This is a genomic window from Mesorhizobium sp. W016 (genome assembly GCF_054719485.1).
This window is the reverse complement of sequence record NZ_JBTTIF010000002.1, coordinates 221,165-246,061: the sequence shown is the minus strand read 5'-3', so window position 1 is coordinate 246,061 and position 24,897 is coordinate 221,165. Positions and strand designations below refer to the sequence as shown.

The following is a 24,897-nucleotide window of genomic DNA, read 5'->3' as shown; positions in this document are numbered from 1 at the left end:
GCGGCGTGGATCAGACGGCGAAGAATGCTGCCCCGGTTGTCACGGACAGGCCGGCCGTGCGGTTCGAGGGCGTCACCAAGAAATACGGCGCGGTGATCGCCGTCGACAATGTCAGCTTCGACATCGCGCCGGCCAGCCTGGTGACGCTGCTCGGGCCCTCGGGTTGCGGCAAGACGACGACGCTGCGGCTGATCGCCGGGCTGGAACAGACCAGCACCGGGCGCATCCTGATCGACGACAAGGACGTCACCTTGCTGTCCGCCGCCGAGCGAGATGTCTCCATGGTGTTCCAGTCCTATGCGCTGTTCCCGCACATGAACGTGATGGAGAATGTCAGCTACGGCTTGCGGGCTATGGGGCTTGGCAAGGCGCAGGCAGCCGAGCGCGCCGCCGAAAAGCTGTCGCTTGTCGGCCTGTCCGGCTACGAGAAGCGCCAGCCGAGCGAATTGTCCGGCGGCCAGCAGCAGCGCGTCGCGGTGGCGCGAGCCATCGTACTGGAGCCGAAGGTGCTGCTGTTCGACGAGCCGCTGTCCAATCTCGACGCCAAGCTGCGCCGGCGCGTGCGCGACGAAATCCGGGGTCTCCAGCAAGATCTGGCGCTGACCATGGTCTATGTCACGCATGACCAGGAAGAGGCGCTCGCCGTCTCCGACCGCATCATCGTCATGAACGCCGCTCGCGTCGCCCAGGACGGCACGCCGCGCGACCTCTACAACGAGCCGACCAACCGCTTCATCGCCGACTTCATGGGCGACGCCAATCTGCTCGACGTCGAGGTGCTTTCCAGCAATGCGACCAGTGCAAGGGTCAAGGTCGGACCCTTGCTGCTCGACATGCCGGGTCGCGGTAACGCTCCGGGGCCGGCGATGCTCGCTGTGCGCCCGAATGCCGTGCGCATCTTGCCCGGCCAGCCAGCGGGCACCATGAAGGGCCGGGTGGTCAAGAGCTCGTATCTCGGCGACCACATGGAATACCGCATCGCGATCAGCGATCCGGCGGTCGAACTGTTCGCGACATCGCCTGATGTCACACCCGCCGTGGCGGAAGGGACGATGGTCGGGATCGATTTCGATCCGGCGAAGATCGTGCTGATCAAAGACGATTGAACGCGCCGGGAAAGCACCTTCGAAAAAATCCAGCCTGAATGTCACACCGGCCGGACCTGCCTCGTCATGATGGCGTACCCAACACAAGGACTGCAATCATGACTGCCAAAATCGACCTCTTCGCCGCCGCCCCTGCGCTGATCAAGCAGTGGCAGCGCGCATCGACCGAACTCTCCGTCGCCGCCGGGCTCGAGCACAGCCTCAACGAGCTGGTGAAGCTTCGGGCGTCGCAGATCAATGGCTGCGCCAACTGCATCAATCTGCATGCCACCGAAGCGCGCGAGAATGGCGAGACCGAGCAGCGCATCTATCTGCTGCCGGCCTGGCGCGAAGCGCCCTGCTACAGCGACCGCGAGCGTGCTGCGCTCGGCTGGACCGATGCGCTGACGCGCCTCTCGGAAGGACAGGACCGCGAAAGCGCCTATGATGATCTTAAGGCGCATTTCACCGAGGAGGAGCAGGTGAAGCTCACCGTTTTGATCAACATCATCAATGGCTGGAACCGCATCGCCGTTGGCTTCGGGCTCTACACCGACGCAGCAACGATACGCGCCAGCGCCAAGGCGGCCTGATGACGGCGACGGCACCCGACGACGCGGCAGCGGGCTTCGGCCCGCTGCGTCCGAAGCTGATGCGGGTCGCCTATCGCATGCTGGGCTCGGTGAGCGACGCCGAGGATGTCGTGCAGGATGCCTTCATCCGCTGGATGGGGACCGACCGCTCGCAGGTTCGTGAGCCAGAAGCGTTCCTGCGCCGCACGGTGACGCGGCTTTGCCTTGACCAGCTCAAATCCACGCGGCGCCAGCGCGAGACCTATATCGGCCCTTGGCTGCCCGAGCCGATCGTCGAAGAGGGCGATCTTGAAGATGTCACCTTGCCGCTGATGTTGGCGCTGGAGCGGCTTTCGCCGCTCGAGCGGGCGGCCTTTCTGCTGCACGATGTGTTCGGGCTGGAATTCGAGGAGGTCGCGACCGCCATCGAGCGCGATTCAGCCGCCTGCCGCCAGCTTGCCGCTCGCGCACGGGGCCATGTCCGCGAGGCGCGGCCCCGCTTCAAGGTGGAGAAGCAGCGTGGCCTGGAGATCGCCGAAGCCTTTTTCGCGGCATCGCGCAGCGGCGACATGCAGGCGCTCGGCGCGCTGCTGACGGCAGATGTCAGCGCTCATGCCGATGGCGGCGGCAAGCGTCCGGCGGCTTTGGCGCCGGTGCTGGGCTTCGACGCCGTCATGAAGCAATACGCGCAAGTCGCGGCCTGGCTGCGCGACAATCGCTCGACGCTGGTGCGCATCGGCTTCGTCAATGGACTGCCGGGGTTCGTCACCCAGGAGGCCGATGGCGAACTGCAGACGACCGCGCTTGACATCGAGGACGGGAAGATCGCGGCCGTCTATGTCATGCGCAATCCCGACAAGCTCAGGCATCTGCGTTAGACCCGATTGAATCGGAGCGAAATACCGGTTCGGCCCGCCTCCAAAAGCCAGCCCTTCCTGTGTGCGACCCGCAGGACGATGTCAGGGCCCTTTGCCGCTGCCGCCACCGGCCTCTAGGATGCCTTCTCGCCGTCACGTGGCTGGATCAGCCTGCGCGCGGCATCTGCTCCTGCCGCAAGGAAGCGATCCGACAATTCGGTCCCTGCCACCGCGCGGGCCAGTTGAAGCGCGCCGATGAGGGTCGCAAAGACGCCCATGGCAACGCCTTCCGGATCCCTGGCCTGCGGAAGCGCTGCAGACAACTGGCGCACCAAAACCAGCAAGCGTTCGGTGTAGACTTGGCGCGTTTCGAGCGGCTGACGCGCGAGTTCCGGGAGCAGCGCGGCGTTGGCGCAGCCCGTTCCCGGGTTGTCCCGGTGCGCAGCTGACAGATACGCCGCTATGCCCATCTCCGGACCACCGGCGGCCAATACCTCCTGCAGTTGCTGCACCTGGCTCTCCAGTGCCGCTACAAGGCTTTCACGCACGAGCTCCGCCTTGGACTGGAAATGCGGATAGAAGGCTCCGTTCGTCAGTCCGGCGTCGCCCATAATGGCTGCCAGTCCGGACGCGGCGATGCCGTCACCGCGAAAACGCTGGGCTGCGACCTCCACGATGCGATCGCGGGAGGCGTCCTTTCGGCCCTTTTCGTAGCGCATGGCTGCTATTCCTTTCTGCTATTGCATTACGGTCGTAATTTGATATTATGATCATAATTCAACCAGCGAACGAAAGCTAGCCCCAGTGGCTTTGGAGCATAAAAAATGAATGCGAACTCTGGAAAGACCGCAGTCGTGACCGGAGCCTCTTCGGGCATCGGCCGCGCCAGTGCCGAGGCCTTGGCGCGGGCGGGGTATACCGTTTTCGGGACAAGCCGCAGCAAGGCCGGCAACGGCCCGGCTAAGGTGTCCATGCTGACCTGCGACGTGACCGACGGGGAGTCCGTCAGCGCCCTCGTTGCAACCGTGCTGGCCCAGACCGGCCGCATCGACCTCTTGGTCAACAATGCCGGTGTCGGCCTGCTTGGCGGCGCCGAGGAATCTTCGGTCGCACAGGTGCAGGTTCTGTTCGACGTCAATCTGTTCGGCGTCATGCGCATGACCAATGCGGTGTTGCCGTCGATGCGGCGCCGCGGCCAAGGGCGCATCGTCAACATCGGCTCGATTCTAGGATTGGTGCCCGCGCCATACTCAGCGCACTACTCGGCGGTCAAGCACGCGCTGGAGGGCTATTCGGAATCGCTCGATCATGAGGTTCGCGCCTTCAACATTCGCGTCTCGGTCATCGAGCCGGCATTCGTGCGCACCGTCTTCGACCAGAACGGCATCGAGCCGGATTCCCTGTTGAAGGACTACGATCAGGCGCGCGCCGGTCTCAAGGCGCTGCTTGCCGATGTGATGCCCAAAGCCGATCGGCCGGAAGTGGTGGCGGATGTGGTCGTCAAGGCAGCGACCGACGCCCGTCCGCGACGGCGCTATACCGCAGGGAAGGCAGCGCGCCAGGTCAGCCTGCTGCGCCGCTTCGCCCCCGCGGGGATGTTCGACAAGACCTTGCGCAAGCAGTTCCGCTTGCCGGTCTGAACAACGGCGGGACGGAGAATTTCACGCACAAACGGCACACCAACAGGCACTTCAGAAAGTCACTGCCATGAAGGCATTCGTCGTCGACAAATATAACAAGAAAGGCATTTTGCGGCTGGCCGAGATGCCGGAGCCGGAACTGCTGGACAATGACGTCCTGGTCGAGGTCCATGCCGCAGGAGTGAACCTGCTGGATTCCAAAATCAGAACCGGTGAATTCAAACTCATCCTTCCCTATCGCCGGCCCTTCATTCTCGGTCACGACGTGGCTGGAAGGGTTGTCAGGGTGGGCTCGAAAGTCCGCAAATTCAAACCCGGCGACGCCGTCTATGCGCGGCCGCGCGACGGCCGGATCGGGACATTCGCCGAATTCATCGCAATCGATGAAGCCGACGTGGCGCTGAAGCCGGCGAACCTCAGCATGGAAGAGGCGGCCTCGATCCCGCTGGTCGGTCTGACCGCCTGGCAGGCTCTCATCGAGAGGGCGGGTCTGAAGACAGGCCAGAAGATCTTCATCCAGGCTGGCTCCGGCGGCGTGGGGACATTCGCCATCCAGTTGGCAAAGCATCTCGGCGCGATCGTTGCGACAACAGCGGGCGCGGCAAGCAACGATCTGGTCAGGGATCTCGGTGCCGATGTCGTCGTCGACTACAGGAAGGACGACTTCGAGAAAATCCTGTCCGGCTACGACGTCGTCCTGAACAGCCAGGACGCCAAGACGCTTGAGAAATCCCTGACTGTGCTGAAACCGGGTGGGAAGCTCATCTCGATTTCCGGTCCTCCGGATCCCGAATTTGCCAGGAAACAGGGACTGAACGTGGTGCTAAGGCTGCTGCTGCGGCTGCTGAGCCGTGGTATCAGGACCAAAGCCAAGCGCCGGGGCGTGGGATTTTCGTTCCTGTTCATGTCGGCGCAAGGTGAGCAACTGAGCAAAATCACGTCCCTCATCGAAGATGGGGCGATTCGCCCGGTCGTCGACAGGGTCTTTCCTTTTGAAGCGACCAATGAGGCGCTGGCTTACGTCGAAACAGGACGCGCCAAGGGCAAGGTCGTCGTCAAGGTCAGATAGCGCGCCCAGTTGCTTTGGGGCATTTGAGAGACACCAAAGCAAGGCAGCGCAAGGCCGACAAATTCCGAAAACGGTTCGGCATCCGATCGCCCAAACCTCAGTTGTTGCGGATTGCCACGAAGCTTGCCGCTGCCTTCAGCAAGGCTGCCTGTTCACCGTAAGGCTCAAGCAATTCATGGGCCTGCTTGACCAGCCCATGGAGCTGGCTGCGCGCCCAGTTCGCGCCATGCAGCGCCACCAGCGTCGCCTTGCCGGCGGCTGCGTCCTTGCCGGTCGCCTTGCCCATCTGGCTGGCATCGGCGGTCAGGTCGAGCAGGTCGTCGGCAAGCTGGAAGGCAAGCCCGACCGCCGAGCCGAATTCGGCCAGCCGGTCGCGGTCCTGCGGTGCGGCGCCGGCAATGATCGCGCCGGCTTCGCAGGCGAAGCGGATCAGCGCGCCGGTTTTCATCGCCTGCAGCCGGATAATGCCGGCTTCGTCCGGCCTGCTGCGCTCGGCTTCGAGATCGAGCGTCTGCCCGCCGACCATGCCCCCAGTGCCGGCCGCGCGCGCCAGCGCCAGCACCAGTGCCGCCCTGCGCTCCGCCGGCAGCGCCGTCGCCTCATCGGCGAGGACATCGAAGGCAAGCGTCAGAAGCGCATCGCCGGCAAGTATGGCGGTGGCTTCATCGAAGGCCTTGTGCACGGTCGGCTGGCCGCGGCGCAGATCGTCGTCGTCCATGGCAGGCAGATCGTCATGGATCAGCGAATAGCAATGCACGCATTCGAGCGCCGCCGCCACGCGCATCGCCGCCTCGCCATCGGCGCCAAAAAGGGCGGCACTTTCCATGACCAGGAAGGGGCGCAGCCGCTTGCCGCCGTTCAGCACGCCATGGCGCATGGCCGCCATCAGACGCTCCGGCCGGGCGATCTCGCCGGCAAGCGTGCGGCCGTCGAGCAGCAGCCTGAGCCCGGCCTCGATCGCCGCCGCCCGCCCCAGAAGTGCGGCCTCAAAGGCCAATTGCTCGTCTTTCGTCATGGCCGGGAGCGGTAGCCGACACTCAGACGTTGCGCAAGAAGCCTCGCGCCATTATGCCGGAGGCGGGAGAGTGGCGCGGGTGGGGGCGGCTTGACGGAACCGATCGTCGATCATGAAACCGAAGGGTTTGAGATGGCGCGACCAAGGCGCGTGAACCGCGCCGGTCTGAAGCGCCTGGCACGGCGCGGCCTGGTCGTCGCCGTCGTGCTGGCGGCGATACCCATTGTGCTGACCTTCCTCTATCTGCCGTCCTTCGTGCATCCGATATCGACCTTGATGGTCAAAGACCTCGCGACCTTCTCCGGTTACGACCGGCGCTGGGTGTCGATCGACGATGTGTCCCCGGTGCTGGCCAATTCGGTGATCATGTCGGAGGACGGGCAATTCTGCTTCCATCGCGGCATCGATCTCGGCGAATTGCGCGGCGTCGTCGACGATGCGCTGGCCGGCGAGGCGACGCGCGGCGCCTCGACCATCACCATGCAGACGGTGAAGAACCTTTTCCTGTGGTCGCGGCCGCTGGGCTCGGTGCGCAAGGTGGTCGAACTGCCGCTGGCCGTCTATTTCGACGCGGTGATGTCGAAACGGCGGATCATGGAGATCTACCTCAACATCGCCGAATGGGGGCCGGGCATTTACGGCATCGAGGCGGCGGCGCAGCACCATTTCGGCGTTTCGGCCAAACAGCTGTCGCGGCGGCAGGCGGCATTGCTGGCCGTCTCGCTGCCCAATCCGATCGCCCGCAATCCGGCCAAGCCCGGTCCGGGTCTGCGGCGGCTGGCGTCGCTGATCGAACGCCGCGCCGGCCGTTCGGGCGCGTATGTCGGTTGTCTTGATTAGGTAGAACCGCTGCCAGTTCAAAAAAAATCGCCACGGTGCTGGCCAAAACGGCGCAGGGCGTGTATAGGCACCCGACTTTCTCAGATTATGGCCCTGACGCGGCCCTTTCACGAGGGCTATCGGGGCATTTTGACCATGTAGTGGAGCATATCCATGGCCGTTCCGAAACGAAAAACCTCTCCGTCCAAGCGCGGCATGCGCCGCTCGGCCGACGCTCTCAAGGCCCCGACCTATGTCGAGGACAAGAATTCCGGCGAAATGCGCCGCCCGCACCATATCGACCTGAAGACCGGCATGTATCGCGGTCGCCAGGTGCTGACGCCCAAGGAAAGCTGAGACCAGCTTTCGAAGGGTTTGAATGCCAAAAGAACCGGCCATTGGCCGGTTTTTTTGCGTTTGGTGCGCGTCGCGCCGCCAACTATGCCAAAGACCGGGCGTCCGTGGCGATACAAGCTGCGGCGGCGGTGCTGTATTGAGTGATGCCTTGTCGCGGCGCTTCCGCGCGATGATCGGCCGGCTTCAGAGGGACCGCATGACCAAGCTCACCACAGCACCGCGCGATATCTGCCAGACCTTCATGAACTTCCCGCTGGTCGAGGACCTCGATGCGCTGAAGGCGGATGTCGCCATCATCGGCATGCCTTACGGCAGTCCCTACACGATCGACGAGTTGGTCAACGACCAGACCAACGCGCCGACGGCGGTGCGGCGCGCCTCGCAGCGCATCAGCCTCGGGCTCGACCGCTATGATTTCGACATTGGCGGAACCCTGTTCGACGGGCAGGACGTCAAGGTGGTCGATGTCGGCGATGTCCCCGGCGATGCCGCCGGCAGCCACTACAGGTTGGCCGAAACGGCGATCCGCAAGATCCGCGTCGCCGGCGCCTTGCCGATCACCATTGGCGGCGATCACGGCATTCCAATCCCGATCCTGCGGGCGCTTGACGGCGAAGGGCCGATCACCCTGGTTCAGATCGATGCCCATCTCGACTGGCGCGACAATGTCAACGGGGTCAGGGAAGGCTATTCCAGCCCCATCCGCCGCGCTTCGGAGATGGCGCATATAGCCGGGATTTTCCAGCTCGGCATCCGCGGCCAGGGCAGCGCCCGGCTCGAGGAGGTCGAGGCGGCCCGCGCCTACGGCTCCAACATCGTCACCGCCAATGAATGGCAGGATATCGGTACGGCGGCGCTGCTCAAGCGCATCCCGGACCGTGGCCGCTATTACCTGACCATCGATGCCGACGGTCTCGATCCCGCTGTCATGCCGGCGGTCGAAGGCCCGGCGCCTGGCGGCATCAGCTACCGGCAGACGATCGAACTGATCAAGGGGCTGTTCGCCAAGGGACGTGTCGTCGGCATCGACATCGTCGAGATCGCGCCGGCGCGCGACGTCAACGAGATCACCTCGATGACCGCCGGCCTTTTCATCCTCAACGCTATCGGCGCCGCCGTGCGGACAGGCCAGTTCAAGCGCTGAATCCCGGCGTGTCGGTGGTCAGCCGGGGCAACTGTGGCTGACAGGGTTGTTTCGCGCGGTCTTTTTCCGTGTTTGCGGGCGCTAGCGAAAAATCTTGACGGCGTGCCTGCGGGGCATTCTACAGAAGGTGCCCCCATTGTTTAGGCAATTCCTTGGGAAACCGCTTTCCTGGAATTGCTAGAGGAGACGCCTGATGTTCGGTGCCATCCCGCTGCTGATCGTGCCCTTCGTGGCCTACAATCTCGGACTCCTCGGAATATTCGGCAGCGGCGACGATCCGTGGGCGACCGAGATCTTCTCGTTCAGCATGATGTCGGGCGGGGTGTTCTCGATGACGCTCGGCGACCTGATGGTGGTGATCGGGCTGATCTTCCTGTTCCTCGAAATGGTGAAGTCGGTGCGCACCACGAACGCCTCGATCATGGACCATCTGTTGTCGACGCTGGTCTTCGTGGCGTTCCTGGTCGAGTTCCTGCTGGTGAAGGGCGCGGCGCACTCCGTCTTCTTCACGCTGATGGTGATCGCCCTGTTCGATGTGCTGGCCGGGTTTTCGGTGTCGATGCGGTCGGCGAGTAGAGACATAAATTTGAACTAGCCGCCTTCGTTGGATGGTCGCATCCGTTCGCGATTGGCGTGGCTGCTCTTTCTGGTCCTCCTGGGGCGAAGCAAGGAGCGAAGCGACGCGGCGCAGACCTTGGGATCCATTCCGTGAAGCTAAGGCGTTGCAACGGTTCAGAATTCTGCTCCGCTTACACTTGCGGCAAAGGTCGCGGCATGGATCCCGGGGTCTTCGCGACGGAGCTTCGCTCCTGCTTCGCCCTGGGATGACGAAGCTCCCCCTCAGCCCGGATCGGCGGTGAAGCCGGCGGCTTCGATGCCAGCGATGGCGGCGGCCTCGTCATTGTCCGACGTATCGCCCGAAATTCCGACGGCGCCGATGGCGGCGCCTGCCTTGTCGCGGATCAGCACGCCGCCGACGACTGGCAACACGCGTCCACCCGAGACGTCGGAAATGCCGGCGACGAGATGCGGCCGCTCCTTGGCGAAAGCCTCGACACGGCGCGAGCCCATCCCGATGGCGAGCGCGCCATAGGCCTTGCCGGCCGACATTTGCGGGCGCAGGAACGAGGCTCCGTCCTGACGCTGGAAGGCGACGAGATGCGCGCCGGCGTCCAGCACGGAAACGCCGAGCGGCTTGAGCTTCAGCTCGGCGCCCTTGGCGAAGGCGGCGTCGATGATGTGCTTGGCTTTTTCGAGGGTCAGTGCGGTCATGGCTGTCTCCTGATCAAAACGCGTCAATCATCGCCTGACATGCGGGATGCGAAATCCCGGTTGCGGTTGAAATTGCTTCGCGTGGGAAAGCGGAAATGGCGGGCATTGCTGATCGTGGCACATGGCGGATACGATCCGCCGGCATCCAGATCGGGCGTCGATGAAGAAGGCCGCGCTATTTTTTCTTGGCTCGGGGCGCTTTCTTGACCGGAACGGCAGGGGCGTTGGCGAGGTCTTCCGCTTCCTTGGCAAGGCGCAATGCCCGGAGCTTGTTGGTCTTGGCCTGGCGGGCGTCGGCCTCGGCGACATACTCCGCCATCGCCTTTTGCCGCACCGTGGCTGCCTCTTCCTGCTTCTTGAAACGCATATCTGCCCTGGCGCGGGCAGTATCCTTAGAGTTCTCGACCAAGAGCGTTATCCAATCCCGTAAATTATGTTTTTCAGCCCCTTGATAGCAGAGCCGGCCTGATAATGGGGAAATAAGTTGGTCAAGCGGCCGGGGCCTCGATGCCGCTCGACGCCTTGCGGGCTACCACCGCCTCATATCCGGCCTGCAATGTAGCGCGGACGGAAGGCTGCGCGGGTGTGGCGACAGGCGTGCCCAGATGGTCGTGGCGCAACTCGTCCATGAACTGCTCCCACATTGGCGGCCCGCCTTTCTCCAGCAGCTCGGCGCGGATCGAAAGCTCCTCGCTCACCTGCAGCCAGACGCGGCCCCAAGCGCCGAGATGCGCCATGATCGGCACCAGCGTGATGGCCATCTCGGTCAGGCTGTAGATCGCCTTCTGCTTGTGCGAGGGGTCGTCGGCCTTGGTCAGCATGCCGAGTTCCATCAGCCGCTTCATCCGGTCGGCCAGGATATTGGAAGCGATGCCCTCGATCGAGCCGTTGAGCAGTTCGCGAAAGTGGCGTTTGCCGCCAAAAATCATGTCGCGCAGGATGATCAGGCTCCAGCGATCGCCGAACACTTCCAGCGACAGATTGATAGGGCATCCCGAGCGGTGTTCGGTTTTCATCCGACTCTCCTCAAAAAACCGGTTGCATTATCGTATCAGTTTTATTATCGTGCAACCGATTGCAAAATGCAACCAGTTTGATTGGCCTTTGATTGGCCGATAGGAGGAGAGTCCCATGACAAGGGCCGCAGCACCCGAAATCGTCTCCCAGACGTTTGGCGATCCCGGAGATCCAGCCATTCTGCTGATCATGGGCGCCATGGCCTCGATGCTCTGGTGGCCGGAGGCGCTCTGCAAAAAGCTCGCCGGCGAAGGCCACTTCGTGATCCGCTACGACAATCGTGACACCGGCCTGTCGACCAAATATACGCCGGGCGAGCCGCCGTATACGTTCGACGACATGGCGGACGATGCGGTGCGCGTCCTCGACAGTTGCGGCATCGGCAAGGCGCATGTGATCGGGATGTCGATGGGCGGCATGATCGCGCAACGACTGGTGTTGAAACATCCCTTGCGTGTCATCTCGCTGACCGTAATCAGCAGTTCGCCGGTGGGGATCGACACATCGCAGCTGCCGGGAACGACCGAAGCCTATATGGAGCACTCGGCCGATGGCGCCAGAGTCGACTGGTCGAACCGCGACCAGGTGGTCGGCTTCGTCGTCAAGGATGCGCGTGCGATCGCCAGCACCGCGCATCCCTTCGACGAGAAGGCGATGCGGGCGTTCGTCGAACGGGACTACGACCGATCCGGCGGCTTCCTGAGCGCGACTAACCATTTCATGCTGAAGAGCTGCGAGGATCTGAAAGGACGCCTGCGCGAGATCAAGGTTCCGCTGCTCGTCATTCACGGGACATCGGATCCGATCTTTCCGGTCGAGCATGGCGCAGCCCTTGCCGACGCTGTTGCCGGCGGGCGGCTTGTCCGCGTCGAAGGCGGTGGCCACGAACTGCATCCCGACGACTGGGGCACGATCGTTGCCGCCATCGTCACGCATACCAAACCCTGAAGGCAGTCTGGAACCTTGACACATTCGCCTCACGGAAATAGTTAAGTAATTGCTTCAGTGTCGGCGCAGGCTGGCACCGCTCCAGCATCGGCGAACCACAAACAGACGAGCAAAAAATGTCCCTGACCTTCCATTTCCATCCGCTGGCATCGTTCTGCTGGAAACCGCTGATTGCGTTCTACGAGAACGACACGCCCTTCACGCCGGTTATCGTCGACCTCGGCGACGAGCAGTCGCGGGCAGCATTCCTGAAGGTGTCGCCGACCGGCAAGATGCCGGCGCTGCGTGACGATGCACGCAATCGCACGGTGCTGGAATCGACCATCGTCATCGAATATCTGGCCGCGCATTATCCCGGGCCGGTCGAGCTCATCCCGGCCGAGGCCGACCTTGCTCTCCAGGTCCGCCAGGCCGACCGTTTCTACGATTTCTACGTGCAGGCTCCGATGCAGAAGATCGTCGGCGACAGGTTGCGCCCGCAGGACAAGACCGATCCGTTCGGGGTCGAGGAAGCGCGCGCGCAATTGCGCAACGCCTATGCGATCATCGAGGAGGAGATGCGTTCGAAAATCTGGGCGGCCGGCCCCACCTTCACCATGGCCGACTGCGCGGCCTCGCCGGCGCTGTTCTACGCCAACAAGGTCGAGCCGTTCGGCGACAGCTATCCGGCCGTGAAACACTACCACGACCGCCTGCTCAAGCGGCCGTCCTTCGCCCGGGTGGTCGAGGAGGCGCAGCCCTACTTCAAGTTCTTTCCCTACAATAACGGCTGATCGCGATGCTGCACGATCCCGCCCAGCTCGACCTGATGTTCCAGGCGCTCGCAGACCCGGCCAGGCGCAGCATGGTCGAACGGCTGTCGCGTGGGCCGGCCTCGGTCAGCCAGTTGGCCGAACCGCTGGCGATGTCGCTGTCGGCCGTCGTCCAGCATCTCAACGTGCTCGAAGCAAGCGGGCTGGTGCGCTCGGAAAAGCTCGGCCGCGTGCGCACCTGCCAGATCGCGCCGCAGGCGCTGCGCAGCGCAGAACACTGGATCAACGAACGGCGGCTGACATGGGAGCGTCGGCTCGACCGGCTCGGCGATTTTCTCGCCCGGACCGAATGACCTGAAGCAGAGGAGAAATGACCATGCCCGGCAAAAGCAGAGCGGAGTTGATCCGCGGCTATTTTTCCGCCTACCAGGCGAATAACAAGGCTGCCGTCGCGGCGGTGCTCGCCGACGATTTCACCTTCACCAGCCCCTATGACGACGCCATCGACCGTGCGACCTATTTCGAGCGCTGCTGGCCGGACAGCCCGGCCTTCAGCTCGATCGTCATCGAGCGGATATGCGAGGACGAGGACGCCGCCTTTGTCCTCTATCGCTGCGAGACGGCGGACGGAAAGACCTTCCGCAACACCGAACTGCATCTGTTCCATGGCGACAGGTTGCGCGCCGTCGAAGTCTATTTCGGCGCGTCCTATCGCGACGGCGTCTTCGTCGCGCAGAAACCATCAAGCTGACCAAGAGGACCCGACCATGGCCGAACGATCCGTCGTCCACTCCACCTTCGTCCTCGAGCGCCTCTATCCAGTTGCGCCGGCGAAAGTCTATTTCGCGCTCAGCGATCCGGCCGCCAAGCGGCGCTGGTTCGCCGACCCCGACAACCCGATGACCCACAGGCACGAAATGGATTTTTGCGTCGGCGGCCAGGAGGTCAATGCCGGCGGGCCGAAGGACGGGCCGATCCACACCTATACCGCCACCTATCAGGACATCGTGCCCAACCAGCGCATCGTCTACAGCTACGACATGCTGTTCGGTGATGTCAGAATCTCGGTTTCGCTGGCGACAATTGAGCTTCGCCCGGAAGGCACGGGCACGCGTCTGGTGCTCACCGAGCAGGGCGCGTTTCTCGATGGGCACGACACACCGTCATCGCGCGAGCATGGTACCGGATTCCTGCTCGATGCGCTGGGCAAGGCGCTGGCAACGGACACTTGAAAGCCAGGGAGGCGAGCTGGAATCGCGGCCTATGCTTCCCAGAACTGATCAAGCCAAATATTGAGCTTGAGGAAGCCGCCACTGCTGACTGTATAGACCCGCCTCGTGCCCTCGGCCTTGGCCTGAACCAGACCGGCGTCCAGCAACACTTTCAAATGCTGGGACACGGCCGGGCGGGAGACTGGCAGGCCCGAAGCCAGTTCGTTGACGGTTTTCGGGCCACGCCGGAGCTCTTCCAGAAGATAGCGCCGGTTGGGGTCGGCAATCGCCATGAAGGCGTCAGAAAAGATCATGCCTATACTTGTGGGGCAAAGCTTTTCAAATCTCAACCGTCGGCTTCCGCTTTTCTGAGCCGCAGTGCTTCAGGGGTGACCGAGCGATCGGCCGGCTGGGTCTTGAAGGCGTCGCGGTCTTCGATAGGCACCGGCGCGCGGCGGCTGATGCGCAGCAGCGTGTAGGCGGCGAGGCTGAGATGCGCCAGCGCGGTGGCCAGGAACAGGCCTTCGGGGCGGAGCCAGCCCATCAGGGCGGCAGCCAGCAAGGGCCCGATCATGGTTCCGAAGCCATACAGAAGCAGCAGGCCGCCCGAGACCTTGACGAAATCCTCCGATCGGGCGTGGTCGTTGGCATGCGCCACGGCGATCGAATAGAGCGTGTAGGCAAAGGCGCCGTAGGCGGCGGCGAAGACAATGACGAGGACGGCGGAACGCGGTTCGAACAGGAAGATCAGGATGGCGAACAGTGCGGCGCCGAAAGCCGCGCCCGCCAGCACGAAACGGCGGTCGGTCTTGTCGGAGAGGCGTCCGGCCGGAAGCTGCATGGCCGCGCCGGCAATAACGACAAGGCTCATCATCAGTGCGATCTGGGCGGTGGAGATGCCGATACGGGCGCCGTAGACGGCGCCAAGCGTGCCCCAGGCGCCATTGGCGATGCCGACCAACAGGCAGGCGATCGCCGACACCGGCGAGTTGGCGTAGAGACCTTTGACATCGAGCTTGACGTCCTGCAAAGGCTTGGGAGACGAAGCCGACGACACCGCGGTCGGGATCAGCGACAGGCAGAACAATATGCCGGTGATCATGAACAGCGACGCCGATCTGACGTCGCCGCCCGCAACGATCATCTGGCCGCCCATGATCGAGGCATAGGTGACCATCATGTAGAGGCCGAAGACGGTGCCGCGGTTCTCGTTGGTGGCCTTCTCGTTCAGCCAGCTTTCGATGACCATGAAGGCTCCGGCCATGGTGAAGCCAGTGAAGGCGCGCAGCAGGATCCAGACATATTCGTCGATGATCAGGCCGGTAAGCAACGCCACGATGGCGCCCGAAGCGGCAAAGGCGCCGAACGCCCGGACGTGGCCGGCGCGGCGCACCAGGCGCGGTGCGAAGAAGCAGCCGGTGACGAAGCCACCGGCCCAGGCCGTGCCCATCAGACCGAGCGATGCGGTCGAAAACCCTTCGATCTGGCCGCGCAACGGCAACAACAGGCCGTGCAATCCCGAAGCCGCAAGCAGGAAAGCGGTGCCGCGAAGCAGCGAGAGGATCGGCCTGTAGCTTGCAAACATTGTTTGATCCGTCTGGAGATTCGGTGGCGGGGTCTGAAGACAGGCGCATTCGGGCTTTTCGGCGGCGGATGCTCAACGCCGAAACTAACGCGAAAACTAGCCGCGGCGAAACAGGGCTTCGGCCGCCGATTTGGTGCTGCCCTTGGTCTGGAGCTCGGCTTCGAGCCGGGCAATCTCCTCGCGCAGGATGCTGATCCGTTCGGTAAGGTCACCGACCGAAAGCAGCGACAGATCCTGTCCGATCTCATGCGGGCGGGCTTTCTTTTTGGGTTCGTCGTCGAAGATCGCCATCGTCGCTCCTCCCTATTCAGTATTGGGCTGATTTGGCCATTTGCCTGATCCGGCAATCAGCATACATAGGGCAGGGGCGCAGATGCAAACGGCCGGCAAGAAGCTGGCAGCCGGCGACAGACCGGCGGACCGAGACGGGAAATTTCATGGCGAGCGGACATAAAATTCCAGCCACGATGACGGCCATCGCAATCTCGCAACCGGGCGGGCCGCGGGTGCTGAAACCGGAAACGCGCGACGTGCCGGTGTCTGGTCCCGGCGAAATCCTGATCCGGGTGCGTGCGGCCGGCGTCAACCGCCCCGACGTGCAGCAGCGCAAGGGCGCCTATCCGGCGCCGCCCGGCGCCTCCGACCTGCCCGGTCTCGAGGCATCGGGCGAAGTGGCCGCCCTTGGCGACGAGATATCGCGCTGGCGCATCGGCGACCGGGTCTGCGCGCTGACGCCGGGGGGCGGTTATGCCGAATATGTAAAGGTTCATGCCGGCAGCGTGCTGCCGCTGCCCGCCGGCTTCACCCACACGGAGGCGGCCGCGGTTCCGGAAAACTATTTCACCGTCTGGCACAATGTGTTCGAGCGCGGCGGCCTGAAAAAGGGTGAGACGCTGCTGGTCCATGGCGGCTCATCGGGCATCGGCACCACGGCGATCCAGCTGGCGTCGGCCTTCGGCGCCTATGTCGTCACCACCGCCGGCAGCAAGGAAAAATGCGACGCCTGCCTGAAACTCGGCGCCGACCGGGCGATCAACTACCGCGAGGAGGATTTCGTCGCGGCGGTCAAGGATGCGACCGGCGGCAAGGGGGCCGACGTCATTCTCGACATGGTCGGCGGCGACTATATCGCGCGCAACTACGAGGCCGCCGCGGTCGAGGGCAGGATCGTCCAGATCGCCGTCCAGGCCGGCGCGGTGGCGAGCGCCGATTTCTCGAAAATCATGGTCAAGCGGCTGACCCACACCGGCTCGACGCTGCGGCCTCGCACGGTCGAGTTCAAGGCGGCGCTCGCCGCCGCACTGGAAGCACAGGTGTGGCCGCTGCTCGGCACCCGGAAGGTAGCGCCGGTGATGGACATGATCTTCCCGCTGACCGACGCCTGGCGGGCGCATGAGCGCATGGAAGAGGGCGAGCATATAGGCAAGATCGTTCTCGACGTCGGCTAGATGGGGCGAGATTCAGGTGAGGCCGGCCTGCGAATGGCGGCTCCCTGCGCTTCCGGCCTTCGCCGGCCGAAGCCCTCATGAGGGGTTGCGGCAGTTAAGGCTACGGCCGGCGTAGGCCGGTGCTTCGTACTGAAGTACGCTCCGCTCCGGCCTTCGCCGGCCGAAGCCGTCATAAATGCCTCCGCTCTATGAAGGCTACGGACCGGCGTAGGCCGGTTCTCGGGAGCCGCCATTCTCTGCTCGGCCTGACCTGAACCTCGCGCCATGCTCCGCGCTCAGCCTGTCGGCAAGATGAACAGAAGCTTAATGCTGCAATGCAGCATTTGCATTGCGGCTATGCAAAGACGTCTGTTCAATTCGTGGGCAGCACTGCCTATCTAAGCGTCATCGAAACGATTTGATCCAACAACTGGAGGACAACCATGAACCCGATCCGCGCTTTCCGTAACTGGCGTATGTACAACGAAACCGTGCGCGAGCTGAACAAGCTCAATGCCCGTCAGCTCAGCGATCTCGGCATCAGCCGCGGCGACATTGAGAGGATTGCCCGCAAGGCCATCTAATTCGAAGCCTGGTCGACCGATGAGGCCTGACCACGCGGCAGAAGCAAGAGCCGCCGCAGACGGTATCCCGTCGCCGGTTCCGAGCCCGCTGGACCCTGTCCGGCGGGTTTTGTCGTTTTGGACCCCCTGTACAACTCGGCATCAATGATCGCCGGAGCCGAGGTCCTCCTGGCCTCCCCCGCTGTCCGGTGTCCGACGGCTGCGCCCTGCGCCAAAAACATTGCGAAACGGCAGCGGAGCGGTTATACAGGCCGCGAATTTCCCATTTTGGTGGCTCTAAACCACCGCCCGCGCGGGAACGCGGGCGAACGAGAAGGATTTTTGAAATGGCCAATACGCTGCTGATGCCCAAGGCGACCGCCGTCTGGCTGGTCGACAACACCGCGCTTTCCTTCGAGCAGATCGCGCAGTTCTGCGGGTTGCATCCGCTCGAGGTCAAGGCGATCGCCGACGGCGAATCGGCGCAGGGCATCAAGGGCATGGATCCGATCATGACCGGACAGCTGACCCGCGACGAGATCGCGCGCGCCGAGAAGGATCCGAACCAGCGCCTGAAACTGTCCGACCCCAAGGTGCGGGTGCCGGAATCCAAGCGCAAGGGTCCCCGCTACACACCGCTGTCGAAGCGCCAGGACCGGCCCAACGCCATCCTGTGGCTGGTCCGCAACCATCCGGAATTGAAGGATGCGCAGATTTCGCGCCTGGTCGGCACGACCAAGTCGACGATCGAACAGATCCGCGAGCGCAAGCACTGGAATTCGGCCAATCTGCAGCCGATGGACCCGGTGACGCTGGGTCTCGCTTCGCAGATCGACCTCGACATGGAAGTCAACCGCGCCTCGCGCGGCCGCGAGCAGGCGCAACCTGTCGGCGACACGCTGCTGCCGGCTGCCGTGACCGAGCGCCTGGTGCCGGCGCCGGAGAAGCCGAAGGACGAGGATGCCGAACTCGACGCCAACGCCGTGTTCGCCAAGCTCTCGGCGCTCAAGTCCAAGAAGGAAGATGCGGACGACGAGTGAGGTTTGCGACAGTTCAACAAAAAAGCCCGCTTCGAGCGGGCTTTTTCATTGATTGTCGAAGTCTCAGCTGCGCGCCGCCCGGTCCGGCGTCATGCCATAGTCCTCCGAGCGTTCGACGGCGCGGTAGAAGTCGGCAAGCTGCTTGCCGCGCTCCGGCTTGAAGATGCGGCCGGCGATGACCACCGAGGCGATGCGGTCGATGCGGAAGGCGCGGAAATCGTCGCGCATCTCGCACCAGGCAACCAGCGTCCATACCTTGCCCCAGAACCACAGACCGAGCGGACGGATGTCACGCCCGGTGCCGCGGCCGGCCTCGTCGCGGTAGTCGATGGTCAGCACCTGTCGCTTCTCGACAGCGCGCTCGATCACGTCGATCGCCTCACGCGCGGCGTCGCTCACCACCCACATCGGCGTGTGGATCTCGGTGCGGGCGATGCGGTCCTTCTCGGCGTCGGGCAGGACGGCGCCGATCTTGACCAGCGCCTCGTCGGCCGCACGCGCCATGGCCGCGCCGCCAAAGGCCCGCACCATGCGGGCGCCGGCGACCAGCGCGACGATTTCGTCACGCGTGAACATCAGCGGCGGAAGGTCGAAACCCTCCCTCATCATGTAGCCGACGCCGGCCTCGCCGTCGATCGGCACTCCGGTCGACTGCAAATCGGCGATATCGCGGTAGATGGTCCGCTCGGAAACCTCGAGCCATGTGCCGAGCTTCTGGGCGGTGACCAGCCGGCCGCCACGCAGGTGCTGCACGATCTGAAAGAGCCTGTCGGCACGTCGCATCGTATGGTCCCTCGGCTGCTTGTCTATGAATGTCACGGTCCCGAAACCGGTTCCGGGTGACATCCATCTCCTGTTTTATGCTTGTCGTTCTCCCAAAAACCGCTGCGCACTTTTGGGCGACACGCATTATGGTTTAAGTCCTTCGCGCTTGCGCTGCACGGCGACGAATTCCGCGCCGAAGGACAATTTCTTCGTTGTCGGCGTGTTCACGTCGAGCACACGCCAGTACGGCGTGATATCGTTCAGCGTCATGCCGCGTTCGAGATCCTCATTGGCGGCTTCGGCGACGGTGCGCAGATGATAGCCGATGGTGACCGGACATGTCACTTGCGCCCCATGCTCGATGGCGAGCGCAGTGCGCAAGGCGCGTACATCCATCTCGACGCCGTTGGGGATCGTGCGGATGAAATCATCGACCTGACGGGGCGTCGGCACCAGCATCGGCTGGCCCTCGACGACGTCGCCCATTGTGCGTGGCGTCGGCTTCACGCCGTTGACGCCCGGCGTGTTCAGCCTGTCGTTCCAGCTTTTCACCATTCATGTCTCCTGACACGTTTATGGCATGGTGCTCCTGACAGCATTCTGTCAGGAGCCTTCAGCATTGTCCGTAGCAGGCGCCAAAGTTTTTGCGCCAGCCCGAGGGGTCGCTGCCCGGGGGTCCATGTCAATGATCCGGGCGTTGCGGGGTCCGCATCCAAGCATTGTCAGGTAAAACGCCTCAGATCTCGCGAATGCGGCTGTGACCCTCATACATATCCGGCCAGCCAATGTCCTTGCGGATGTCCGCCGGCAAGGAGTTCAGGAAGCGCTGGGTACGGACTTCATTGCGCATCGTGCGGATCTTGCCGACATAGTGCTGTACGCTGTTCAAAATACCAAAGCTGTTCATGACCATCTCCTCTTCTCTGATGGAGACACTATCGCATACCCCTCCTGACAGCAGTCTGTCAGGAGCATGTCAGCTCGTTGAAGAAAGCTGCGAGGTGCTTGGCGGTCGGTTCGGAAACGAGCCTTTTGTCAGGAATGGCCAAGTCGACCGAGACCATGCAAGAACCGCTTTGACAGCCTGTCGCGATGCTGCTCAAAGGCGGGCATGTCGAAACTCCTCGCGCTCGTCATCATCGGCATGATGGCCATTCAGCTGATCAAGCCGCTCGGCTGGCCGGGCCTGAAGCGGCGCGGCGATTTCTGGAAGCTGGCCCTGATCGCCATGGCGGCCATCGCGCTGGCGGGTGCGCTGGGGCACTGGGCATAGCCTTGAGGGTCAGGTCGGGTCCACCGTTCCCATGGCAATCATCCGGATGGCGTTGAGGCTGGGCACGAAGAAGTAATCGCCACCGCGCGTCGTCATGAATTCCGGCAGGTTCGCCGCAATAAAAGGCGTGGCGTTGGCCGGGCCGGCCGGAATGACATGCTTGCTCGATTCGGCGCGGTTGCCGGTCAGCGTGCAGGTGTCGTTGCCGGTTTCGGAATCCAGGCCGTAGCTCGTCCATTGCTGCTGGATGATATTCTGGCTCAGATCCATTGGAAGCAGGCTGCAATCAACAGTATTTGGAAATACCCGCGTCAGTTCTCTGAAGCCCACCAGTCCGAGCTTGTGCCCCCTCAGGTCAATCGGCGAGCACCCATCCGACCAGATGTTCGGCCCAGGCGCGGTAACCGGCTTCCGAGGCATGAAAGCCATCGGAGGCAAAGCCGGCCTCAGGGTTGGTGATCGGCAGCCGTGGCGCCGGCACGGCGCCGCGCTCGAAACAGAGGCGCTCGCCCATGCGGTTCATTGCGGTAGCGCGGATTTCGAGTATCTTGCCGAGCAGCGGCGGCATGGCCGGCGCACGGGTGAATTCCAGCACCGGCGACCAGACGACGCGGGCCTCCGGCCATTTGGCGCGCAGCGCGTAAAGCAGGCCGCCGAACTCTTTCTTGAAGCGCGGCACCGAGTGGAAATTCTTGGTGTCGTTGGTGCCGATGGCCAGCACTATATGCGTCCACCGATCGGCCGACAGATTGGGCAGCACATGGTCGCGGATCTGGCCCGACGTTGCCGAGTTGAAGCCGGCGGCGCGCCAGCGCACGGCAAGGCCGGTTCGCTGCGCGATCATGACGGCAAGCTGCGCGGCAAGCCCGTTCTCGGAATTGCCGATGCCGACGGAAGCGGCCGAGGAATCGCCCAGCACCAGCAGCGAGATGGCCGGCGCCTTGCCCGATATTTCGTGCATGACCGGCCCTTGTGCCGGCAGCATGCGGGTGGTGCGGCGGCGCACGCCGAGGCCCTGCCAGACATAGACGGGGTAGGCGAGCCAGGTAAGAAGGGCCGGGAAGCGCATGGCAATACCGTTAGAGGTTAACGGCAGCCTTAGCGCATGTTTGGGCGCAGGTGAACGCGCTTCTAGTCGCAGCAGTTTTCCTTAGCCGCCTGCTTTTCCTGATATTCGTCATGCAGCCGCACCCAGTCCATCAGGCTTTGATAAGGGCCATTTTCGCCGCGGCCCTTCGGCGTCATATCGAGATAGTCATAGGTGCCGATCTGCGCCTCGCCGCCGCGGGCGCGCGACATAAAGGTGAGAAAGATGTCGCCGTTCTCGTCCCTGTAGAAAACACTGGTGCCGGGAAGGTCCTTTGACGTGCGCGGACGCGTCTCGAAATTGTAGGTGGTGTCGCCGGCCGCGATCTGCTTGTCGGTGAAGGAGACCTGCATGTCGAAGTTGAAATCCGAGGCGTAGGACGACACCCAGTCGAATTTCCAGCCCATACGCTGCTTGTAAGGCAGCAGTTCCGCCAGCGGCGCGCGCGCAACCACCACCAGCGACACGTCGTGGCGCCTGAGATGCTGATCGGCGCCGTCTATATGGTCGGCAAGGAAGGAGCAGCCTTCGCAGCGGTGGTTCGATCCTGGCGTCATCATGAAGTGGTAGACGATCAGTTGGCTGTTGGCGCCGAACAGTCCGGCCAGGTTCTTCGGACCCTGCTCGGTCTCGAAGACATAGTCCTTGCGGATTTTCATCCAGGGCAGTTCACGCCGCTCGGCGGCGATGCGCTCACGCAACCGTGTCAATTCCTTCTCGCGCGCCAGATGCGCCTTGTGCGCCTCAAACCAGTCTTCACGCGAAACCACCTTCTTGCGAGTCATGAAGTTCTCCCTGTCTGTTCACCCAAGGACGTTCGGGGTGGGCAGAAACCGACATCGCCGTCAGCTTTTGCCGAAAAGGAGATAAGGATGGGCGAACTCCGTCCCAAGCCCGCCTTGTCATAAACAAAACCCGGGCGCATCGGCCCGGGTTGTATGACAACGGGAGGACTGCGCTCAGGCGGCCTGTTCGAGGCTCGCCGTCCATCGTCCCAGCGCCGCCAGATGGTTCATGTGGGCACGATGGGTGAAGGCGGCCTGGCCGGAGGCGACGTTCGATGCCTTGCCGCTCCAGGCCTTTTGTGGGGCGGCCTGCAAGGCGCGGCCATAGGAGAAGGTCAGCTTCCACGGATGCGGCCCGATGGCGTTGATGGCGTTGAGGTTGGCGGTCGCCTCCTCGTCCGACTGCCCGCCCGAAAGGAAGGCGATGCCCGGCACCGCTGCCGGTACGGTTTCGCGGAACAGTTTTATGGTCTTTTCCGCGACCTCTTCGGGGCTGCTCACCTTGCCCGACTTCCTGCCGGCCAGCACCATGTTCGGCTTCAGGATGGTGCCTTCCAGCACAACGCGCGCCGCATGCAGCTCGTCATAGAGCTTGATCAGCGTTGCCTTCGAGATGTCGTAGCAGGTGTCGATGTCGTGCGCGCCGTCCATCAGCACTTCCGGCTCGACGATCGGCACGATGCCGGCCTCCTGGCACAGTGCGGCATAGCGGGCCAGCGCATGGGCGTTGGAGCCAATCGAATTGACCGAGGGCACGCCCTTGCCGGTGTCGATGTCGATCACCGCGCGCCATTTGGCGAAGCGGGCGCCGAGCTTGTAATAATCCGCGAGCCGTTCGCGCAGGCCGTCGAGGCCTTCGGTAACGGTATCGCCGGGAAAGCCGGCCAGCGGCTTGGCGCCGGCATCGACCTTGATGCCGGGAATGGCGCCCGCCGCCTTGATGATGTCGACCAGAGGCGTGCCGTCGGCAGCCTTCTGACGGATGGTCTCGTCGTAGAGAATGACGCCGGAGATGTACTTCGTCATTGCGTCCTTGGCGCGGAACATCATCTCGCGGTAGTCGCGGCGGCTGTCGGCCGTCGATTCGACGCCGATAACGTCGAAGCGCTTCTTGATGGTGCCGGAGCTCTCATCGGCGGCCAGCAGGCCCTTGCCGCCGGCCACCATCGCGGCGGCAATGTCTTCGAGACGTTCGCTCATTTTTGCTTCTCCTTGACGGTGTTGTTCCGCGCTTAACGGAACTCTACCGCCAAAGGAATGGCATCGGAAAGCTCGAATCGGTTGAAAGTTCCTGGCGTCCGTTTTTGTGCCCCCCAATCCGATCAGGCCTGCTTCTTCAGGACGTCGACGCCGGGCAGCGGCTTGCCTTCCATCCATTCCAGGAAAGCGCCACCGGCGGTCGAGACATAGGTGAAGTCGTCGGCGACGCCGGCATGGTTGAGGGCGGCCACCGTGTCGCCGCCACCGGCGACCGAGACCAGCTTGCCGGCCCTGGTGCGGGCCGCCGCGTGCCTGGCCGCCGCCACCGTGGCGTGGTCGAAAGGCTCGATCTCGAAGGCGCCGAGCGGGCCGTTCCAGACCAGCGTCGCGGCGCGGTCGATCCATTCACCGATCGTCTTCACGGTCTTTTCGCCGACATCGAGGATCATGCCGTCAGCCGGGACATCCGAAATGGCAACGGTCTCGCTGGCCGCACCCGCCTTGAATTCCTTGGCGACGACACCGTCGACAGGCAGGATGATGGCGCAGCCGGCTTCGGCGGCCTCGATCATGATCTGCTTGGCGGTCGCGGCAAGGTCATGCTCGCACAGCGACTTGCCGACAGCGGTGCCACGCGCGGCGAGAAAAGTGTTGGCCATGCCGCCGCCGATCACCAGCGCGTCGACCTTCTTCACCAGGTTCATCAACAGGTCGATCTTGGTCGACACCTTGGCGCCGCCGACAATGGCGACGACAGGGCGGACCGGATTGCCGAGCCCCTTCTCCAGCGCCTCGAGCTCGGCCTGCATGGTGCGGCCGGCATAGGACGGCAACAGCCGCGCCAGGCCTTCGGTCGAGGAGTGCGCCCGGTGGGCGGCGGAAAAGGCATCATTGACGAAGATATCGCCATTGGCGGCGAGCCGCTCTGTGAAATCAGGGTCGTTCTTCTCCTCGGTCTTGTGGAAGCGGGTGTTTTCCAGCAGCAGCACATCGCCCTTGTTCATGGCGGCGACCGCACTGCCCGCCGTGTCGCCGACGCAATCGCCGGCAAAGCCGACCGGGCGGCCAAGCACCTCCGCGGTAGCCTTGGCGATCGGCTCCAGCGAAAATTCGGGCGAGGGACCATCCTTCGGGCGGCCGAAATGCGCGAGCAGTATGACCTTGGCGCCCTTGCCGGACAGCTCGGCGATAGTCGGTGCGATGCGTTCGATGCGGGTGGCGTCGGTGACCTTGCCGTCGGCGACGGGCACGTTGAGGTCGACGCGCACCAGCACGCGCTTGCCGCTGATATTGCCGATATCGTCGAGTGTCTTGAAGGCGGCCATGCTGGTTCCTTTCCGTGAAAATCGCCGGGACCATACCTCGCATCGATGACGATGCAAGGCTTGAGCCGGAGTGCGAGCTAAATTTTGAG

Annotated in this window: 34 protein-coding genes; 18 read left to right on the top strand and 16 right to left on the bottom strand. The window is 63.3% G+C overall.

Translation table 11 applies throughout. The annotated features are described in order from the left end of the window. The first annotated feature begins 5 nt into the window (after positions 1–5). The 3 genes from ACYG9V_RS01565 (at position 6) to ACYG9V_RS01555 (ending at position 2,535) form a co-directional block, all read left to right on the top strand. The gene (locus ACYG9V_RS01565; protein ID WP_050587493.1) at positions 6–1,106 is read left to right on the top strand and encodes an ABC transporter ATP-binding protein; all 1,101 of its coding nucleotides are present in this window, start codon (positions 6–8) and stop codon (positions 1,104–1,106) included. Positions 1,107–1,204: 98 nt separating this feature from the next. Beyond that, the gene (locus ACYG9V_RS01560) at positions 1,205–1,678 is read left to right on the top strand and encodes a carboxymuconolactone decarboxylase family protein (protein ID WP_023673089.1); all 474 of its coding nucleotides are present in this window, start codon (positions 1,205–1,207) and stop codon (positions 1,676–1,678) included. Further along, positions 1,678–2,535 (top strand): sigma-70 family RNA polymerase sigma factor, encoded by an 858-nt coding sequence (locus ACYG9V_RS01555; RefSeq protein WP_352765136.1) that lies wholly within the window; start codon positions 1,678–1,680, stop codon positions 2,533–2,535. Before ACYG9V_RS01560 ends, ACYG9V_RS01555 begins: the two co-directional genes overlap by 1 nt. Before the next feature lie 113 nt (positions 2,536–2,648). Here the strand turns inward: ACYG9V_RS01555 and ACYG9V_RS01550 are convergent, their stop codons facing one another. Beyond that, the gene (locus ACYG9V_RS01550; RefSeq protein WP_023818413.1) at positions 2,649–3,233 is read right to left on the bottom strand and encodes a TetR/AcrR family transcriptional regulator; all 585 of its coding nucleotides are present in this window, start codon (positions 3,231–3,233) and stop codon (positions 2,649–2,651) included. Positions 3,234–3,338: 105 nt separating this feature from the next. On the opposite strand from ACYG9V_RS01550, the gene ACYG9V_RS01545 reads away from it, so the two are divergent. After that, positions 3,339–4,154, top strand: a complete 816-nt coding sequence (locus tag ACYG9V_RS01545; RefSeq protein WP_023727313.1) for an oxidoreductase — start codon at positions 3,339–3,341, stop codon at positions 4,152–4,154. A gap of 67 nt (positions 4,155–4,221) precedes the next feature. Then, positions 4,222–5,223 carry an NADP-dependent oxidoreductase gene (locus ACYG9V_RS01540; RefSeq protein ID WP_023736995.1) on the top strand — a complete coding sequence of 334 codons (1,002 nt, stop codon included), beginning with the start codon at positions 4,222–4,224 and terminating at the stop codon, positions 5,221–5,223. A 97-nt stretch (positions 5,224–5,320) separates the two neighbouring features. Here the strand turns inward: ACYG9V_RS01540 and ACYG9V_RS01535 are convergent, their stop codons facing one another. Continuing rightward, complete coding sequence (locus ACYG9V_RS01535) at positions 5,321–6,238, bottom strand: polyprenyl synthetase family protein (RefSeq protein WP_023736994.1); 918 nt, start codon at positions 6,236–6,238, stop codon at positions 5,321–5,323. Positions 6,239–6,370: 132 nt separating this feature from the next. Between ACYG9V_RS01535 and ACYG9V_RS01530 the strand changes: the two genes are divergently transcribed. From ACYG9V_RS01530 to ACYG9V_RS01515, 4 genes are all read left to right on the top strand, one after another. Further along, a complete protein-coding gene (locus tag ACYG9V_RS01530; RefSeq protein WP_050587122.1) occupies positions 6,371–7,078 on the top strand; it encodes a biosynthetic peptidoglycan transglycosylase in 708 nt (235 codons plus the stop codon). A 153-nt stretch (positions 7,079–7,231) separates the two neighbouring features. Further along, positions 7,232–7,414 carry a 50S ribosomal protein L32 gene (rpmF, locus tag ACYG9V_RS01525; protein ID WP_008834724.1) on the top strand — a complete coding sequence of 61 codons (183 nt, stop codon included), beginning with the start codon at positions 7,232–7,234 and terminating at the stop codon, positions 7,412–7,414. A gap of 196 nt (positions 7,415–7,610) precedes the next feature. Beyond that, a complete protein-coding gene (locus tag ACYG9V_RS01520; protein WP_352765134.1) occupies positions 7,611–8,558 on the top strand; it encodes an agmatinase in 948 nt (315 codons plus the stop codon). A gap of 193 nt (positions 8,559–8,751) precedes the next feature. Next, positions 8,752–9,153, top strand: coding sequence for a hypothetical protein (locus ACYG9V_RS01515; RefSeq protein ID WP_023670154.1), 402 nt, complete (start codon positions 8,752–8,754; stop codon positions 9,151–9,153). 245 nt (positions 9,154–9,398) lie between these two features. Here the strand turns inward: ACYG9V_RS01515 and ACYG9V_RS01510 are convergent, their stop codons facing one another. The 3 genes from ACYG9V_RS01510 to ACYG9V_RS01500 form a co-directional block, all read right to left on the bottom strand. Further along, positions 9,399–9,830 carry a GlcG/HbpS family heme-binding protein gene (locus ACYG9V_RS01510; RefSeq protein WP_023684003.1) on the bottom strand — a complete coding sequence of 144 codons (432 nt, stop codon included), beginning with the start codon at positions 9,828–9,830 and terminating at the stop codon, positions 9,399–9,401. Between the two features lie 175 nt (positions 9,831–10,005). After that, the gene (locus ACYG9V_RS01505; protein WP_023684002.1) at positions 10,006–10,239 is read right to left on the bottom strand and encodes a hypothetical protein; all 234 of its coding nucleotides are present in this window, start codon (positions 10,237–10,239) and stop codon (positions 10,006–10,008) included. A 79-nt stretch (positions 10,240–10,318) separates the two neighbouring features. Beyond that, positions 10,319–10,846 (bottom strand): winged helix-turn-helix transcriptional regulator, encoded by a 528-nt coding sequence (locus ACYG9V_RS01500; protein WP_352765132.1) that lies wholly within the window; start codon positions 10,844–10,846, stop codon positions 10,319–10,321. A 115-nt stretch (positions 10,847–10,961) separates the two neighbouring features. Here ACYG9V_RS01500 and ACYG9V_RS01495 point away from each other — a divergent pair, with 115 nt between their 5' ends. From ACYG9V_RS01495 to ACYG9V_RS01475, 5 genes are all read left to right on the top strand, one after another. Next, positions 10,962–11,795: an alpha/beta fold hydrolase gene (locus ACYG9V_RS01495; protein ID WP_023727309.1), complete on the top strand. Its 834-nt coding sequence runs from the start codon at positions 10,962–10,964 to the stop codon at positions 11,793–11,795. Positions 11,796–11,911: 116 nt separating this feature from the next. Next, the gene (locus tag ACYG9V_RS01490; protein WP_023683999.1) at positions 11,912–12,568 is read left to right on the top strand and encodes a glutathione S-transferase family protein; all 657 of its coding nucleotides are present in this window, start codon (positions 11,912–11,914) and stop codon (positions 12,566–12,568) included. Between the two features lie 5 nt (positions 12,569–12,573). Next, complete coding sequence (locus ACYG9V_RS01485; RefSeq protein WP_352765130.1) at positions 12,574–12,900, top strand: ArsR/SmtB family transcription factor; 327 nt, start codon at positions 12,574–12,576, stop codon at positions 12,898–12,900. 23 nt (positions 12,901–12,923) lie between these two features. Then, positions 12,924–13,298 (top strand): nuclear transport factor 2 family protein, encoded by a 375-nt coding sequence (locus ACYG9V_RS01480; RefSeq protein WP_032893136.1) that lies wholly within the window; start codon positions 12,924–12,926, stop codon positions 13,296–13,298. A 16-nt stretch (positions 13,299–13,314) separates the two neighbouring features. Next, positions 13,315–13,779, top strand: coding sequence for an SRPBCC family protein (locus ACYG9V_RS01475; protein ID WP_023670148.1), 465 nt, complete (start codon positions 13,315–13,317; stop codon positions 13,777–13,779). A gap of 29 nt (positions 13,780–13,808) precedes the next feature. On the opposite strand, the gene ACYG9V_RS01470 is transcribed toward ACYG9V_RS01475, so the two are convergent. From ACYG9V_RS01470 to ACYG9V_RS01460, 3 genes are all read right to left on the bottom strand, one after another. Beyond that, complete coding sequence (locus ACYG9V_RS01470) at positions 13,809–14,072, bottom strand: ArsR/SmtB family transcription factor (protein ID WP_023670147.1); 264 nt, start codon at positions 14,070–14,072, stop codon at positions 13,809–13,811. 32 nt (positions 14,073–14,104) lie between these two features. Next, a complete protein-coding gene (locus tag ACYG9V_RS01465) occupies positions 14,105–15,343 on the bottom strand; it encodes an MFS transporter (RefSeq protein WP_023670146.1) in 1,239 nt (412 codons plus the stop codon). 96 nt (positions 15,344–15,439) lie between these two features. Next, positions 15,440–15,634, bottom strand: a complete 195-nt coding sequence (locus ACYG9V_RS01460; RefSeq protein WP_023670145.1) for a DUF1192 domain-containing protein — start codon at positions 15,632–15,634, stop codon at positions 15,440–15,442. 146 nt (positions 15,635–15,780) lie between these two features. On the opposite strand from ACYG9V_RS01460, the gene ACYG9V_RS01455 reads away from it, so the two are divergent. From ACYG9V_RS01455 to ACYG9V_RS01445, 3 genes are all read left to right on the top strand, one after another. After that, on the top strand, positions 15,781–16,791 hold the full coding sequence (locus ACYG9V_RS01455) for an NAD(P)H-quinone oxidoreductase (RefSeq protein WP_352765129.1): 1,011 nt from the start codon (positions 15,781–15,783) through the stop codon (positions 16,789–16,791). 422 nt (positions 16,792–17,213) lie between these two features. Next, positions 17,214–17,354: a DUF1127 domain-containing protein gene (locus tag ACYG9V_RS01450; RefSeq protein WP_023670143.1), complete on the top strand. Its 141-nt coding sequence runs from the start codon at positions 17,214–17,216 to the stop codon at positions 17,352–17,354. Positions 17,355–17,680: 326 nt separating this feature from the next. Next, entirely contained in the window at positions 17,681–18,373 is a 693-nt protein-coding gene (locus tag ACYG9V_RS01445) for a DUF1013 domain-containing protein (protein ID WP_023670142.1), read from the top strand. A 63-nt stretch (positions 18,374–18,436) separates the two neighbouring features. Here the strand turns inward: ACYG9V_RS01445 and ACYG9V_RS01440 are convergent, their stop codons facing one another. The 3 genes from ACYG9V_RS01440 to ACYG9V_RS01430 all read right to left on the bottom strand — a co-directional run bounded on the left by ACYG9V_RS01440 (position 18,437) and on the right by ACYG9V_RS01430 (position 20,045). Further along, on the bottom strand, positions 18,437–19,156 hold the full coding sequence (locus ACYG9V_RS01440) for a helix-turn-helix transcriptional regulator (protein ID WP_023683994.1): 720 nt from the start codon (positions 19,154–19,156) through the stop codon (positions 18,437–18,439). A gap of 126 nt (positions 19,157–19,282) precedes the next feature. Beyond that, entirely contained in the window at positions 19,283–19,693 is a 411-nt protein-coding gene (locus ACYG9V_RS01435) for a hypothetical protein (protein ID WP_031196067.1), read from the bottom strand. A 181-nt stretch (positions 19,694–19,874) separates the two neighbouring features. Then, complete coding sequence (locus tag ACYG9V_RS01430) at positions 19,875–20,045, bottom strand: hypothetical protein (RefSeq protein WP_023670139.1); 171 nt, start codon at positions 20,043–20,045, stop codon at positions 19,875–19,877. Between the two features lie 204 nt (positions 20,046–20,249). Here ACYG9V_RS01430 and ACYG9V_RS01425 point away from each other — a divergent pair, with 204 nt between their 5' ends. After that, positions 20,250–20,411, top strand: a complete 162-nt coding sequence (locus tag ACYG9V_RS01425; protein WP_023683991.1) for a hypothetical protein — start codon at positions 20,250–20,252, stop codon at positions 20,409–20,411. Between the two features lie 9 nt (positions 20,412–20,420). Here the strand turns inward: ACYG9V_RS01425 and ACYG9V_RS01420 are convergent, their stop codons facing one another. From ACYG9V_RS01420 to ACYG9V_RS01400, 5 genes are all read right to left on the bottom strand, one after another. Continuing rightward, entirely contained in the window at positions 20,421–20,741 is a 321-nt protein-coding gene (locus ACYG9V_RS01420) for a hypothetical protein (protein ID WP_155924185.1), read from the bottom strand. Positions 20,742–20,766: 25 nt separating this feature from the next. After that, the gene (locus tag ACYG9V_RS01415; protein WP_023683989.1) at positions 20,767–21,480 is read right to left on the bottom strand and encodes an SGNH/GDSL hydrolase family protein; all 714 of its coding nucleotides are present in this window, start codon (positions 21,478–21,480) and stop codon (positions 20,767–20,769) included. A gap of 62 nt (positions 21,481–21,542) precedes the next feature. Further along, on the bottom strand, positions 21,543–22,283 hold the full coding sequence (locus ACYG9V_RS01410) for a DUF899 domain-containing protein (protein ID WP_352765128.1): 741 nt from the start codon (positions 22,281–22,283) through the stop codon (positions 21,543–21,545). 174 nt (positions 22,284–22,457) lie between these two features. After that, the gene (locus tag ACYG9V_RS01405; RefSeq protein WP_352765126.1) at positions 22,458–23,483 is read right to left on the bottom strand and encodes a class I fructose-bisphosphate aldolase; all 1,026 of its coding nucleotides are present in this window, start codon (positions 23,481–23,483) and stop codon (positions 22,458–22,460) included. Between the two features lie 122 nt (positions 23,484–23,605). Beyond that, on the bottom strand, positions 23,606–24,808 hold the full coding sequence (locus tag ACYG9V_RS01400; protein WP_352765124.1) for a phosphoglycerate kinase: 1,203 nt from the start codon (positions 24,806–24,808) through the stop codon (positions 23,606–23,608). Positions 24,809–24,897 lie beyond the last annotated feature (89 nt).